The following is a 14610-nucleotide window of genomic DNA, read 5'->3' on the forward strand; positions in this document are numbered from 1 at the left end:
AGAACCAGCACACGCTAGTTCCGGACGCAGGGGAACCACGCCGCAGCCAGCCGCGCTCCACTTGCAATCAACGCCCTCCCGACCGAGCCAACAAGCTCGGTCCCCTTCAGGGCCGAGAATTTGACCGAGACGCAGCCCTGAGCAGACGCGGGTCGAGGCGGCGGGCGGCCCGCAGGACGGTGGTCGGGGTCATCGTCAGGATCTCTCCGGTGGTGAATGCGAGGCGTTTGCGGCCGGAGGCCGGGCTTCCCGTCGATGTCGTCCGGCCGGCCGGAGCCGCCCGCCGCGGGTGAACCCCCGGACCGGACGCCGTTCCTCAGCGCTCCCAGCCCGCCGTGTCCAGCGCGAAGCCGAACGGCTCCGGCACCCGGACGCGTTCGCCGAACGTCACCCCCGACCGCTGCCGGTAGCCCAGCCCCGGCGTCGGGTCGTGGAAGACCGTGACCGTGGCCTCCCGCATGTCCAGCAGGAGGTACACCGGCACCTGCGCCCGGCCGTAGACGTCCGCCTTCTCCGTCCAGTCCGCCTCCCTGGTCGCCCCCGACGTCTGCTCGGCGACCAGGGACAGCGCGGCGCCCGGCAGCAGGAAGCCGGTGCCCGGTGTGGCCGTCCGGTCCGCCACGTGCAGGTCCGGGCCGTACACCCGCGACTGCCGCGGAAAGAGAAACAGGCCCGGCGTCGTCCGCGCCGCCTGGCCCGGGGGCACGTGCGGCGTCAACTGCGCCAGCAGGGACTCCAGGACGCGGTTGTGGAACCCCCGCGCCCAGGGGGACATGACGATCCGCCCGCCGATGATCTCCGCCCGGTACCCGCCCGGCAGGGCGGCTCTGGCCAACTCCAGGTCCCGGCAGAGCCGTTCGAACCTGATGGGGTCCTCATCCCCGCCACCGCCGGCCGCGGTCACCGGGATCCCCGTCACCGTTCCCAAGGTGCGCCTCCTTCACCGGGTGTGTGTCGCTCACCGTGATTGAGCGATTCTGCTCCGTTCGCACCGGGCCATGCGGCCCGAACGCGGAAACATTCACCCGGCGGGGTCCGCGAGATCGGATCTCGCGGGTGCCGGAAGCCGTCTCGCGCCCTCCTGGGTGAGAGGAGGTGGCGGCCATGGGTGGCGAGAGCGGCCGGCTGGTGACCGCCGTGATCATCGGGAGCACGCGGCAGGGCCGGGCCGGGGAGGCGGTCGGGCGGTGGTTCACCGAGCGGGCCCGGGCGCGGGCGGACCTCGACGTCGAGGTGCTCGACCTCGTCGAGTTCGCGTTCCCCGAGCGCTATCCCGAGCGGCCCACGCCCGCGATGCTGCGCTTCTCCCGGGCCGTCTGCCGCGCCGAGGCGTTCGTCGTCGTCACGCCCGAGTACAACCGCAGCTTTCCCGCGTCGCTCAAGCAGGCCATCGACTACGCCTACGACGAGTGGCACACCAAGCCCGTCGGCTTCGTGTCCTACGGCTCCTGCTCGACCGGGCTGCACGCGGTGGAGGCGCTGCGCGGCGTCTTCACCGAGCTGCGCACCGTGACCCTGCGGGACGTCGTCGGGCTCGACCTCCTCGACGAGGCGGGCATCGGAACGCCGGCCCGGGAGCGGGCGGCCACCGCGATGCTCGACGAACTCGTCTGGTGGGGACTGGCGTTGCGCGAGGCCCGGGAACGGCGGCCGTATGTGACGTGACGAGCGATGAGAAACGGCCGCGCACGCGGTCCCCATTCACAAGACCCAGGAAGCGGAAGGAAAACGATGAGTGAGCGCACCGGCGAGCTGGCGATCGAAACGACAGGGCTCGTCAAGGTATTCGGTGACAAGCGAGCCGTGGACGGCGTCGATCTCGCGGTGCCGGCGGGCACTGTCTACGGGGTGCTCGGGCCCAACGGCGCGGGCAAGACCACCACCGTCAAGATGCTCGCGACGCTGCTGCGCCCGGACGGCGGCGAGGCGCGCGTCTTCGGGCTGGACGTGCTGAAGCAGGCGGACGCCGTGCGCGGCCGGGTCAGTCTGACCGGGCAGTACGCCTCGGTGGACGAGGACCTGACCGGCACGGAGAACCTGGTCCTGCTCGCCCGCCTCCTCGGCCACCGCAAGCCGGCCGCGCGGGAGCGGGCGGCGCAGTTGCTGGAGGCGTTCGGTCTGACCGAGGCGGCCGCCAAGCAGGCGAAGAACTACTCGGGCGGCATGCGGCGCCGCCTGGACATCGCGGCCAGCATCCTGAACACGCCCGATCTGCTCTTCCTCGACGAGCCGACCACCGGGCTCGACCCGCGCAGCCGCAACCAGGTCTGGGACATCGTGCGCGCCGTGGTCGCCCAGGGCACCACCGTGCTGCTGACCACCCAGTACCTGGACGAGGCGGACCAGCTCGCCGGCCGCATCGCGGTCATCGACAACGGCAAGGTGATCGCCGAGGGTACCCCCGGCCAGCTCAAGTCCTCGGTCGGCGCGGGCGCGGTGCATGTGCGGCTGCGCGACGGCGACCGGCGCGGCGACGCGCGGCGGGTGCTGGCGCGGGTGCTGGACACCCAGGTGCAGCTCGACGCCGATCCGGTGGCACTGACCGCGCGGATCATGCCCGACGGCGGGACGACCGGCCCGGCCGAGCTGGCGTCGCGCGCGCTGGCCGAGCTGGCGGCCGACGGGATCGTCGTGGACGACTTCTCCCTCGGCCAGCCCAGCCTGGACGAGGTGTTCCTCGCCCTCACCGAGAAGAACGAGAAGACCGAGAAGAAACAGGAGGTTGCGGCATGACCACCGCGACGAACACCGAGGCCCCCGCCCGGGACGAGGACGAGGACGCCTACGTCCCGGAGACCGAGACGCTGCGGGCCGTGCTCGCCAAGGGAGAACGGCCGCCGCGGCCCAGCGCGTTGTCGGCGTCGGCCACGTTCGGCTGGCGGGCGATGCTGAAGATCAAGCACGTGCCCGAGCAGCTCTTCGACGTGACCGTCTTCCCGATCATGATGACGCTGATGTTCACGTATCTGTTCGGCGGGGCGCTCGCCGGGTCGACGACGGAGTATCTCCAGTTCCTGCTGCCCGGGATCATGGTGATGAGCGTCGTGATGACGACCATGTACACGGGCGTCGCGGTGAACACCGACATCGCCAAGGGCGTGTTCGACCGGTTCCGGACGCTGCCCGTGTGGCGGCCCTCGGCGATGGTCGGCTACCTGCTGGGCGACATGTTCCGCTACACCATGGCGTCCGTGGTGATCCTGGCCGTCGGCCTGATCATGGGCTACCGGCCGGACGGCGGGGTCGTGGGGGTGGCGGGTGCCATCGCGCTGCTGGTGGCGTTCTCCTTCGCGTTCTCCTGGATATGGACGATGTTCGGGCTGATGCTGCGCTCGGAGAAGTCCGTGATGGGCGTCAGCATGATGGTGATGTTCCCGATGACGTTCCTGAGCAACATCCTGGTCGAGCCGGAGACCATGCCCGGCTGGCTCCAGGCGTTCGTCGACGTCAACCCGGTCTCCCGGCTGGTGGTGGCGGCGCGCGGGCTGATGGACGGCGACGTGGACACGGGCGCGATCGGCTGGGTCCTGGTCGCGGGGGCGCTGCTGGTGGCCGTTTTCGGCACGCTGACGATGCGCCTCTACAACCGGAAGTGAACCTCCTGCCCGGGCGCCGGGCGGTAGGCGCACAGCGCGCCGGTGGTGACGGTGGCGCGCAGATGGGCGGCGAGCTCGGGGTGGCGCGCGTCGAGGCGGCGGAGGGTGTCCCGGATGCGGGCGGTGACCGTCTTCCGGGCCCGCTCCGCCTCGTCGCCCAGTCGGCGGGTGCGCCCCCCCAGCCCGGCGGCGGCCCGCAACTCCTCCAGCAGCGCGGCCCGTTCGCGGTCCAGCTCGGCCACCCGCCGCTCGTCGCCGGCCTCGGCCGCCCGGTCGATCTCGGCGTCCAGCCGGTCGAGATGGCTGCGGTAACGGGCCTTGGCCGTCTCGTCCAGCACGGCGTCCCCGCCGTAGCGCGGCACCTCGCCGGCCGGGTCGAGCAGCCGGACCGCCGGGATGTCGGTGCCGGGGTGGGTCAGCAGCTCCCGCAGGTCCCGCAGGCCCTTGGCGTCCGGCATGTGCACGGTGCGGCCCGCGTGGCGCAGGGTCCACACGGTGCCGTCGAAGCGGAACTCGTCCGCCGGTCCGGCCGGCGGCTCCGGGGCCGCGCGCTCCCGGGGGGCCCGTTCCCGGAGGTGGTGCAGGCCCAGCTCGGCGGCCTCGTGCGCCACTTCGTCGGTCAGCGCGGCGGCGGCCGCCGCGTCGCCCGGCTTGCCGCGGCCGAGCAGCGCCCGCGCCAGGTGGGCGCGCGCCTCGGCGGCCCAGGGCCGGGCGCGCAGCAGGTCGGCCGAGCGCGCGGCGGCGGTGAAGCCCTCGACGGCGGCGTCCCAGCGCTCCTCGGCGGCGTCGAGCACCGCCGACCACAGGTCCATCGGGCCGCTGATGTCGAAGCCGAACAGGGACACCGACCACTGGCCCGCGTGGGGCGCGAGGTCGGCCCGGGCCCGGGCGCACAGGTCCGGATCCCGTGACGCCGCCGCGGCCTGCGCCTGGAACCGCAGCCACAGCGCCTCGACGGCCCGCGGGTACCGCCGCTGCCGGGCCACGTCGAACTGCCGCAGCACCGCGCCGGTGTCGCCCCGCTGGGCGGCCGTGATGCCCGCGATCAGCTCCGGCCACTGATAGTCGGCGCCGGTCAACGAGCCGTGCAGCTCGTCCAGTTCGGCGAACCGGCCCTGGGTCAGCAGCCAGGACCAGCGCAGATGGTGCACGTAGCAGGCGAACTGCTCCACGTGCGCGCCCTTGCCCGCCAGGCCCCCGACCTGCGCCATGAACGCCTCCGCCTCGGCGAACCGGCCGCACATGGTCGCGACGATGGCCTGGTCGATCACCGAGGAGAGGCGGTAGCGCGGGGTGTCCTGCCGCTCCACGATGGCGACGAACTCGGACAGTTGCTCCGCGTAGCGCGGGTCGCCCAGCTCGACCAGCGCCACCCAGCGCAGCGAGGACGCGAAGTGCTCCAGGTCCTCGTCGTTCGTGCGGCGGGCCAGCCGGACCAACTCGGCGGTCAGCACCTCCCGTTCGCCCGCCGTGCCGGGGCCCCAGATGGTGTCGTGGCGGGCCAGCAGGCTGAACCCCAGCGCGTCGTCGTCCTTGCCGCGCCGGGCCAGCACGGCGGCGCGGACGGCCAGGTCCCGGGCCAGGCCCTCCAGGGCGGCGGGGTCGTCCTCGGCGGCGGTCGCGCCGGCGTCGGCGGGGCCGACCAGCGCCCGGTGCGCCTCCCGGATCAACTCGGCGCGCAGCGAGCGCAGTTCGCCCGAGGCGCCGGAGCCCTCGTTGCGGTAGAGCGAGAGCGCCACCCGGGCCAGCAGCCCGGGGTCGGCCAGGGCGCGCGCCTCGGCTGCGACCTCCGGGAAGTGCCGCGCCGCCTCCTCCGGGTCGCCGACGTGCCAGAGCCGTTCGCGGAACTCCAGGGCGATCAGGACGCGGCGGCGCGGATCGACCTCGGCGGCCAGCTCGTGCGCCCGGCGGTAGTGGCCGCTCGCCTCCTCCAGCGCCATCCGCCCGACGGCGTCGTTCGCGGCGGCCAGCAGCAGGTCCACCACGCGCGCCGGGGCGACCTCGGGGCCCGCCAGCCAGGCGTGGCGGGCCGCGTCCGCAGGCGGGACGCGCCCGGCGAGCTCCGGGTCGTCGTCCAGAGCGCGCACCACGGCGGCGTGCCGGGCGCGCCGTTCGGACTCGTCCAGCGCCTCGTACAGCGTCTCGCGCACCAGGTCGTGCGCGAAGCCGAACCTCCCGGCGCCGCGCTGCGCGACCAGCCGCGCGGCCACCGCGTGGTCGAGCAGCCGGTCCACCTCGGGCACGGGCGTGCCCCCGGCGGCGGCGAGGACCTGGCGGTGGAACTCCCGGCCCAGCACGGCCGCGTGCGTCAGCAGCCGCGCGACCGGCTCCGGCAGCAGCCCGAGCCGCCGCCGCACGGCGTCGCCCACGCCGGGCGGGGTCGCGCTGAGCGCGCCGCCGCTGTGCCACAGCCGGGCGGTCTGCTCGACGAAGAACGGGTTCCCGCCGGTGCGCCGGTGCACCTCGGCGAGCAGCGGCGGGTCGGGGGCGCGGCCCACGGTGCGGGTCATCAGGGCGCCGACCTCGGCCGGGCCGAGTCCGGTCAGCGTGACCGTCGTGGCCTTGGCGACCAGCGGCATCATCAGCGAGTGCAGCGGGTGGCCGGCGGGCTCCACCTCGGCGTCGCGATAGGTGCCGATCAGCAGCAGCCGTTCGAACCAGGTGTGCTGGGCGGCGAATTGGAGCAGCCGCAGCGAGGCGGTGTCGGCCCAGTGCAGGTCGTCGAGCACGACGACCACCGGCCGGGTGGCGGAGACGGTCACCAGCGCGGTGGTCACCGCGTCGTACAGCTCGAAGCCCTCGCCCGTCGGGACCCCGGGGACGGTGGCCGCCGGCGGCGCCTCGGCGAGCAGCGCGGCCAGGCTCTCGCCCGCCGCGTCCCGGGCCGCCGCCCACTCACCCGCTGGCACCGCGCGGCGCAGGGCGCGGACGACCTGCACCCAGGGCCAGTACCCGGGGGCGTTGTCGGAGTCCCAGCAGGAGCCGCCGAGCACCAGCGCGCCGCGCGAGCGGGCCTCCTCGGCGGCGCCGGTCACCAGCGCGGTCTTGCCGATGCCCGCTTCGCCGGCGACCAGCACCAGGCCGCCGTGGCTGCCCGTGGCCCGTTCGATCTCGGCGCGCAGCACCCCGGCGGCGTGCTCCCGGCCGATCAACTCATCGAACACGTGTGCCTTCTGGGTCTCTTCCGTCGAGGTGGGTGTTGTACGAGGATGACACAATGCACCAGTCAGGCCCGCGGGCGATCGCCGACGCGCATGTGGAGACCCTGGCCGACCTCGACCCCCAGGTCGCGACGGAGCTGGGCATCCGCCCCGGGTCCGGTGACCTCCCCGACTACTCCCCCGACGGCCACGCGGCGCTCGCCGCCGCCCACCGGGCGGCGCTCGCCGAGCTGACGGCCGCCGAGTCACACGCGCCGTCCGCCACCCTTTCGCCGGCCGAGCGGCGCGCGGCCCGGCTGCTGCGGGAGCGGCTGACCGCCGAGCTGGCCCGCCACGAGGCGGGCGAGCCGCTGCGGGACGTCTCCAACCTCTTCTCCCCGGTGCACCGCATCCGCGCGATGCTGCTGATGATGCCCACCGGCACCCCGGAGGACTGGGCCGTCGTCGCGCGGCGGCTGCGCAACGTGCCCGGCGCGCTGGACGGTTACCGGCGCTCGCTGGCCACCGGCCTCGCGCGCGGCCTGCCCGCCGCGCCCCGGCAGGCCGCCACGCTGGCCGAGCAGATCGGCGAGCTGCTGGCCGCCGACTGGTACGGCACCTTCGCCGCCGGCGGACCGGTGGAACTGCGCGCCGAGCTGGCCGCGGCGGCGGACTCGGCCGCCGCCGCGCTGGACGCGCTGCGCGGCTATCTGCGCGACAGCTATCTGCCCGCCGTGGCGGGCACCCCCGACGCCGTGGGCCCGGACCGCTATCTGCTCGGCGCGCGCCGCTGGACCGGCGCCGATCTGGACCTGGCGGACGCCTGCGCCTACGGCTGGTCCGAATTCCACCGGCTGGCCCGGGAGATGCGCGAGGCCGCGGCCGAGATCCTGCCGGGCGAGCCGGTGCTGGCCGTGCTGCGCCACCTCGACGAGCACGGCGAGGCCATCGAGGGCGTCGAGCAAGTCCGCGACTGGCTCCAGGAGTTGATGGACGAGGCCATCCGGGAGCTGGACGGCACCCATCTGGACCTGGCCGAGCCGGTCCGGCGCGTGGAGTCGATGATCGCCCCGCCCGGCACCGCCGCCGCCCCCTACTACACCCGCCCCTCCCTCGACTTCGCCCGCCCCGGCCGCACCTGGCTGCCGACCCGGGGCGCGACGCGTTTCCCGGTGTGGCCGCTGGTGTCCACCTGGTACCACGAGGGCGTGCCCGGCCACCATCTCCAGTTGGCGCAGTGGGTGCTGGTGCAGGACGAGCTGTCCCGGTTCCAGGTGAGCGTCGGCTCGGTCAGCGCCACCACGGAGGGCTGGGCGCTGTACGCGGAGCGGCTGATGGACGAGCTGGGCTTCTTCACCGACCCGGCGCGGCGCCTGGGCCATCTCTCCGGCCAGATGGCGCGCGCCGTCCGCGTGATCATCGACATAGGCATGCACACCGGGCAGCGCATACCGGCCGGGGAGGGCTTCCACCCCGGCGAGGTGTGGACACCCGGGCTGGCCGCCGAGTTCTTCGCCGAGCACACGGGGATGAGCGAGGGCCACACGGCCTCCGAGATCGTGCGCTACCTCGGCATCCCCGGCCAGGCCATCAGCTACAAGCTGGGGGAACGCGCCTGGCTCGCCGGCCGGGCGGCGGCCCGGTCCGCGGCGGGCGGCGCGTTCGACCTGAAGTCCTGGCACATGGCCGCGCTGTCGCTGGGCTCCCTCGGCCTCACCGACCTCGCCGACGAGCTGGCTGCCCTCGGGACCGGCCGCTGACCACTCCGGCGGCCCCCGCCGACACGGCCGAATCGCGTTGCCCCCCGGGGCGCCCGGCACCCAGACTGTGCCGGTGCTGATCAGACGCGAGACCCCCGCCGACCCCCCCGCCATCCACGCCGTCACCGCCGCCGCCTTCGCCCGACCGGACGGCGCCCTGCCGATGGAGGCCCGGCTGGTGGACGAGCAGCGCCGCGACGAGGGCTGGCTGCCCGCCCTGTCGCTGGTGGCCACCGACCCCGGCGGCGAGGTGATCGGGCACGTCGTGTGCACCCGGGGCCGGGTCGGCGCGGTGCCCGCGCTGGGCCTGGGCCCGCTCAGCGTGCGGCCCGACCGGCAGCGCCGGGGCGTGGGGCTGGGCCTGATGCACGCGGTGCTCGGCGCCGCCGACGCGCTGGGCGAGCCGCTCGTCGCGCTGCTGGGCAGCCCCGACTACTACGGCCGCTACGGCTTCCGCACGAGCACCGAGTACGGCATCGACCCGCCGGACCCGAAGTACGGCAAGTTCTTCCAGGTGCGGACGCTGGCCGCCTACGACCCGGCGGTCACCGGGGTGTTTCAGTTCTGCGGGGCGTTCGAACGGCTCTGACCCGAGCCCCGCACCTGGAGCCCGCCCAGCAGCTCCCGGGTCGCCGCCGCGACCGCGTCCACCGCCTCGTCGAAGACCGCGCGATTGTGCGCGGCCGGGGCGCGGAACCCGGAGATCTTCCGCACGTATTGCAGCGCCGCCGCGCGCACGTCCTCGTCGGTGACAACGGGCGTCGCGGGCGGGCGGAGAGTCTTGATGCTGCGGCACATGTGCCCAGTGTGCACCGCCCCACTGACACACAGCAGAGCGCAAAAATCCACATACAGAGCGTCATCGTCCACAGCGCCCCGCTTAGCATCGGTAACGTGCCGAAGCCGCGCGGCCACCGGTTTCCTCGTTCCACCCCCCACGATCGGACGGAGAATCCCATGCGCAGGACGAGCGCGAGATTCAAGCTGGTCAGTGCCGTTGCGGTCGTCGCCGCCGCGGCGACCATGGGCGGCATCACCGCTGCGAACGGCACCGCCGCCGAGCCGACGGCGGACGTCGGGACGCTGGCCGTCGGTACGCCCACCGGCTTCGGTGCGGGCACCACCGGCGGCGCCGGCGGCCGCACCGTCACCGTGTCCAACGCCTCGGACTTCATCGCCGCGGCCGGCAGCTCCGAGCGCCTCCAGATCCAGGTCAACACCACGATCAACCTCAGCAGCATGGCCCGGGTCACGTCGAACAAGACCATCATCGGCGTGGGCACCTCGGGCCGGATCAACGGCAGTGGCTTGAACGTGAGCAACGCCAGCAACGTGATCATCCAGAACCTGTCGTTCACCAACTCGAACGACGACGGCATCAACGTTCAGTACTCGACGAACGTCTGGATCGACCACAACGAGTTCAGCAACCCGAACGACGGCGCCCTGGACATCAAGCGCGCCTCGACCGGGGTCACCGTGTCGTGGAACCACACCTACGACTCGGACAAGAACATGCTGCTCGGCCACTCCGACAGCAACGCCTCGGAGGACGTCGGCAAGCTGCGCGTGACCTACCACCACAACTGGTTCGACGGGGTCAACCAGCGCAACCCGCGCGTCCGCTTCGGCGACCCGGTCCACGTCTACAACAACTACTACAACGACATCGGCAGCTACGGTGTCGCCTCCACCGAGAACGCCGGAGTCCTCGTCGAGGCCAACTACTTCGAGGACACCGAGGACCCGTTCCACCTCGGCGAGGGCAGCTCCGACGACGGCCGTCTCGTCGCCCGCAACAACCACTTCGTCAACTCCGGCAGTGGCCAGACCGGCGGCTCCGTCGCGTCGATCCCCTACGGCTACTCCGCCGACCCCGCCGCCAACGTCAAGTCCATCGTGATGAACGGCGCCGGTACCGGCAAGATCTGACCTCCCCTCCGGGAGCCGCAAGACCGGCGTCGCGGCCCTACCCACCGCGACGCCGGCTCTTGTCGGCCCGCCCGCCCGGCGCTATCGTCCACGCCACCCCAGGCGTTGTGCGACGAGCGAGGCAGCCCTCATGGCGGAACGCGGGCCGAGGCCGGAGCGGCGCCCCACCATCGGCCTCGTGACGGCCAACATTCATCTGGGCGTCGGCGCCACCCTGTGGTCCGGCGTGCTCGAAGCCGCCGAACGCTGCGACGCCAACGTCATCTGCTTCCCCGGTGACGCCTTACGGCCCGGCGGCGTCGCCGCCCGGAACTCCCTGTACGACCTGATCGGCCCGGACCTGTTGGACGGCGCCATCTGCTGGGCCTCCACCCTCGGCCTGCCCGCCCCCGGCCCGGACACAGCCCGGCTGGTCGACCGCCTCGGCGAACTCGGCCACGTCGTCAGCCTCAACCGCGCGCTGGGGGGCCACGAGACGCTGCTGCTGGACTCCTACGCCGGCATGCGCGAGGCCGTCGGCCACCTCGTCACCCACCACGGCCGCCGCCGGCTCGCCTGCCTGCGCGGGCCGCTGGCCAACCCGGTGGCGCTGGACCGGTTCCGCGCCTACGCCGACGCCCTCACCCGGCACCGCATCCCGCGCGACCGCTCGCTCGTCTCCGCCTCCCTCGACTACGCGGCCGGCGCGGGCGCCGCCGCGATGAGCGTCCTCCTCGACGTGCGCGGGCTGCGCCCCGGGCGCGACTTCGACGCCGTCGTCGCGTGCAGCGACGTGCTGGCCGCCGACGCGCTGCGCTTCCTGGCCGGCCGCGGCATCCGCGTCCCCGAGGACGTCGCGCTCATCAGCTTCAACGACTCCATCGAGGCCCGCATCAGCGACCCGCCGCTGACCTCCGTCGCGCTGCCCTTCGAGGAGTTGGGCGCGCTGGCCGTGGACACCCTGATCGCCCGGCTGCGCGGCACGCCCCCGCCCGCGCGCCGCGTCGTGCCCGGCACCCTCGTCACCCGCCGCTCCTGCGGCTGCCACTCGCCGCTGGTCGACCAGGGCGACCCCGGCCACGAGCCCGCCCCCGGCCCGCCGCCCGACGAGACGCTGGCCGCCGCGTTCCACCGGCCCGGCGTCGCGTTCCTCAACGCGCTGGAACGCCACATCGCCGACCACGTCCACACCTTCCGGGACGCGGGCGCGCTGGACAGCGCCCTGCGACGCCTGCGCGCCACCGCCGACCCGGACGACGCCCGCGCCGAACGGCTCACCGGCCAGGCCCGGCTGATGGTCGCCGACAAGTCCCACCGCCTCCTCGAATACGAGCGCTGGACCAGCGAGCAGCAGGCCCGCCGGCTCCGCGAACTCGCCACCACCCTGACCACCGTCACCGACACCGGCGCGCTCACCGCCGCGCTGGAACGCCACCTGCCGGGCCTTGCCGTCCCCGGCTGCCGGCTGGTCCTGGGCGACGGCCTGCCGCCGAGCGAACTCCCGTCCGACGGACGCCGGTTCACCGCCGTCCTGGAGCCGCTGCACATCGGCGAGGAACGGCTGGGCCTCGCCCTCTTCGACGCCGGGCCGCACCGCACCGCCGCCCGGCACGGCGCGCTGTACCGCGCGCTGGGCGACCAGATCAGCGCCGCGCTCAAGGGCGTCCGGCTCTTCACCGAGGTGCGCCGGGCGCGGGACGCCGCCGAGCGGGCCAGCCGGTTCAAGACCCGGCTGCTGGACAACGCCACCGACGAACTGCGCACCCCCGTCGAGGCGATCCTGCGGCACACCCGCCCCGGCGACGCCGCGCACGAGGACGCCGGCCGGCTGCTGCGGCTCATCGACGACCTGCTGGACCTGTCCCGTTCCGAGATCGACGCGCTCGGGCTCTCCCGCCGCCTGGTCGACCCCCGCCCGCTGCTCGCCGACGCCTTTGCCGCCGTCGGCCGCGACGCCCGGCGGCTGCGCCTGCCGCGCCGGCTGCCCGCCGTCCCGGCCGACGAGCCCCGGCTGCGGCAGATCATCCACAACCTCCTCACCGCCGCCGGCCCGGGCACCGCGCTCACCGCCGAGGCCACCCCGGTCCGGCTGACCATCCGGATCACCAGCCCCGACCTGGAACTCCCGCCGTCCGAGGACGACCAGCTCTTCCTGCCCTTCGCCACCGGCGAGCCCGGCACCCGCCTCGGCCTGGCCATCGCCCGCCGGCTGGCCGTCCTGCACGGCGGAACGGTCACCCCGTACCGCGCCCCCGACGCCTGCGGCTTCGAACTCACGCTGCCCCTGCCCACCCCCGCCGAGCCGCCCGCCGCCCGCCCCTCCGGCCGCACCCTGCTGCTCGCCGCCGACCCCGCCGCCGCGGTGCCGCCCGAGATCGCCGCGCTGGCCCGGCGGCACGCCCTGGAGGTGCACCGGCTGCACCCCGACGACGACCTCGCCGCGCTGCTCGCCGCGCCGGGCCCGGCCGCCGTCGCGTGGGACGCCGGGCCGGCCACCGCCGAGGAGTGGTCCGCCGTCCGCCGGCTGCACGACCACCCGGCGCTGCGCCGCACGCCGTTCCTGCTGTACGGCCCGGTCACCGGCGACGGCCTCGACGACGCGCTGCACGCGCTGCGGCCCTCCGGCCTGGCCGCGCCCGCCGTCGTCGTCGACGGCGCGGCCGACGCCCGGGAGCGGCTGCGCCGGCTGCTGCCCGGGCGGCCCGTTCGCGCCGCGCGGGACGGGACCACGGCGCTGGCGCTGATCGCCGACGAGAAGCCGGGGCTGCTCATCGTCAACCGTGTCCTGCCCGACATGGACGGCTTCGACCTCGTGGAACGGCTGCCGGGCACGCCCGCGCTGATGCTCGGCGACCAGGGGTTCACGGCCGCCGACGCCCGCCGGGCCGAGCCGCACCCCGGGCTGGTGCTGCTGGGCAGCGGCATCCTCACCGAGGCGGAGACGGCCCGGCTGCTGGCGGCCCTGCCCGACCGGTCGGCGCGCGCCGCCGACCCGGCCCCGGTCCGCCACGCGCTGGCCTACATCGAGCAGCACTACCGGCACCGGCTGACCCGCTGGCAGATCGCGCAGGCCGCCGGCGTCAGCGAGGACCACCTCGGGCGGCTCTTCCACCGCGAACTCGGCCTGACGCTCTGGGAGTACCTGACGCGGCTGCGCATCAAGCGCGCCAAGGAACGCCTCCAGCATACCGATGACAGCGTGCAGACCGTGGCCCGCGCCGTCGGCTTCCACGACCGCGCCTATTTCAGCCGGGTCTTCCGCCGTGTGACCGGCGTCGCCCCGCACGCCTACCGGGCCGTGTCCTGAGCGGCGCTTCCCCGGGATCACGCGGCCGATGAGTTTCGGCCGCGCCCGCGGTCACCACGTTCATGGGAGATCTCACCGACGCCACAGCCGTGTCCGCCGATGGCACCGGCATCGCGTTCACTTGCCGCGGTTCCGGGCCGGCCGTCGTGCTGGTGGACGGCGCCATGTGCTTCCGCGACGCCGGCCCGAGCGGGCCGCTGGCCGAGCGACTGGCCGCCGACTTCACCGTGTTCACCTACGACCGGCGCGGCCGGGGCGGCAGCGGCGACGGCCCGCCCTATGCGGTCGACCGCGAGATCGAGGACCTGGCCGCCGTGATCGCCGCGGCCGGGGGCCGCGCGCATGTCCACGGCATCTCCTCCGGCGGCCTGCTGGCGCTGGAGGCGCTGGCGCGCGGCGGCGCCGCGATCGACCGGCTGTCCGTGTTCGAGCCGCCGCTGCCCGAGGACGGCGTGACCCGGCAGCTCGCGGCCCAACTGGCCGCGCTGGTCGCGGACGGTCAACGCGGCGCCGCCGTCGAGCTGTTCCAGACCTCGATCGGCATCCCCGAGCCGATGGTGGCGGCGATGCGCGACTCCCCCTTCCGGCCGGTGCTGGAGTCCATCGCGCACACGCTGGTCTACGACCTGACGATCACGGGCGCGGCGGCGGCCGACCGGTACGCCGCGCTCACCACGCCGGTGCTGGTCGTCGACAGCACGGACACCAGCGCCGGCCTGCGCTCGGCGGCCCGGACCCTGGCGGAAGCGATCCCCGGCGCCCGGCACCGCTCGCTGCCCGGCCACTTCCACGATGTCGCCCCGGACGAACTGGCGCCGGTGCTCGCGGAGTTCTTCGGGGCGTAGTTGAACGCTGTGTTTGTATAAACGACTTGTTTTCTTTTTTTCGTTGACAAC

At 74.3% G+C, this 14610-nt stretch carries 11 protein-coding genes; 8 read left to right on the forward strand and 3 right to left on the reverse strand.

Annotated features, from left to right (window positions below; translation table 11 throughout):
• Nucleotides 1-316: 316 nt before the first annotated feature.
• Nucleotides 317-919, reverse strand: a complete 603-nt coding sequence (locus tag RM590_RS20110; protein ID WP_311706246.1) for a Uma2 family endonuclease — start codon at nt 917-919, stop codon at nt 317-319.
• A gap of 185 nt (nt 920-1104) precedes the next feature.
• On the opposite strand from RM590_RS20110, the gene RM590_RS20115 reads away from it, so the two are divergent.
• The 3 genes from RM590_RS20115 to RM590_RS20125 all read left to right on the forward strand — a co-directional run bounded on the left by RM590_RS20115 (nt 1105) and on the right by RM590_RS20125 (nt 3596).
• Nucleotides 1105-1665: an NADPH-dependent FMN reductase gene (locus RM590_RS20115; protein ID WP_311706035.1), complete on the forward strand. Its 561-nt coding sequence runs from the start codon at nt 1105-1107 to the stop codon at nt 1663-1665.
• A 66-nt stretch (nt 1666-1731) separates the two neighbouring features.
• On the forward strand, nt 1732-2733 hold the full coding sequence (locus RM590_RS20120) for an ATP-binding cassette domain-containing protein (protein ID WP_311706036.1): 1002 nt from the start codon (nt 1732-1734) through the stop codon (nt 2731-2733).
• Nucleotides 2730-3596 (forward strand): ABC transporter permease, encoded by an 867-nt coding sequence (locus RM590_RS20125; RefSeq protein WP_311706037.1) that lies wholly within the window; start codon nt 2730-2732, stop codon nt 3594-3596. Before RM590_RS20120 ends, RM590_RS20125 begins: the two co-directional genes overlap by 4 nt.
• On the opposite strand, the gene RM590_RS20130 is transcribed toward RM590_RS20125, so the two are convergent.
• On the reverse strand, nt 3581-6760 hold the full coding sequence (locus tag RM590_RS20130; RefSeq protein WP_311706038.1) for an ATP-binding protein: 3180 nt from the start codon (nt 6758-6760) through the stop codon (nt 3581-3583). The two genes, RM590_RS20125 and RM590_RS20130, sit on opposite strands and share 16 nt — an antisense overlap.
• Nucleotides 6761-6813: 53 nt before the next feature.
• Between RM590_RS20130 and RM590_RS20135 the strand changes: the two genes are divergently transcribed.
• Nucleotides 6814-8496: a DUF885 domain-containing protein gene (locus tag RM590_RS20135; RefSeq protein ID WP_311706039.1), complete on the forward strand. Its 1683-nt coding sequence runs from the start codon at nt 6814-6816 to the stop codon at nt 8494-8496.
• 73 nt (nt 8497-8569) lie between these two features.
• Nucleotides 8570-9085 carry a GNAT family N-acetyltransferase gene (locus RM590_RS20140; protein WP_311706040.1) on the forward strand — a complete coding sequence of 172 codons (516 nt, stop codon included), beginning with the start codon at nt 8570-8572 and terminating at the stop codon, nt 9083-9085.
• On the opposite strand, the gene RM590_RS20145 is transcribed toward RM590_RS20140, so the two are convergent.
• A complete protein-coding gene (locus RM590_RS20145) occupies nt 9055-9294 on the reverse strand; it encodes a DUF2277 domain-containing protein (RefSeq protein ID WP_311706041.1) in 240 nt (79 codons plus the stop codon). The two genes, RM590_RS20140 and RM590_RS20145, sit on opposite strands and share 31 nt — an antisense overlap.
• A gap of 159 nt (nt 9295-9453) precedes the next feature.
• On the opposite strand from RM590_RS20145, the gene RM590_RS20150 reads away from it, so the two are divergent.
• From RM590_RS20150 to RM590_RS20160, 3 genes are all read left to right on the forward strand, one after another.
• Entirely contained in the window at nt 9454-10428 is a 975-nt protein-coding gene (locus RM590_RS20150) for a pectate lyase family protein (protein WP_311706042.1), read from the forward strand.
• Between the two features lie 178 nt (nt 10429-10606).
• Nucleotides 10607-13714, forward strand: coding sequence for a substrate-binding domain-containing protein (locus RM590_RS20155; protein WP_311706043.1), 3108 nt, complete (start codon nt 10607-10609; stop codon nt 13712-13714).
• Nucleotides 13715-13776: 62 nt separating this feature from the next.
• Nucleotides 13777-14559 (forward strand): alpha/beta fold hydrolase, encoded by a 783-nt coding sequence (locus RM590_RS20160; protein WP_311706044.1) that lies wholly within the window; start codon nt 13777-13779, stop codon nt 14557-14559.
• The last annotated feature ends 51 nt before the right edge of the window (nt 14560-14610 follow it).

The organism is Streptomyces litchfieldiae, assembly GCF_031845365.1.
Classification (GTDB): domain Bacteria; phylum Actinomycetota; class Actinomycetes; order Streptomycetales; family Streptomycetaceae; genus Streptomyces; species Streptomyces litchfieldiae.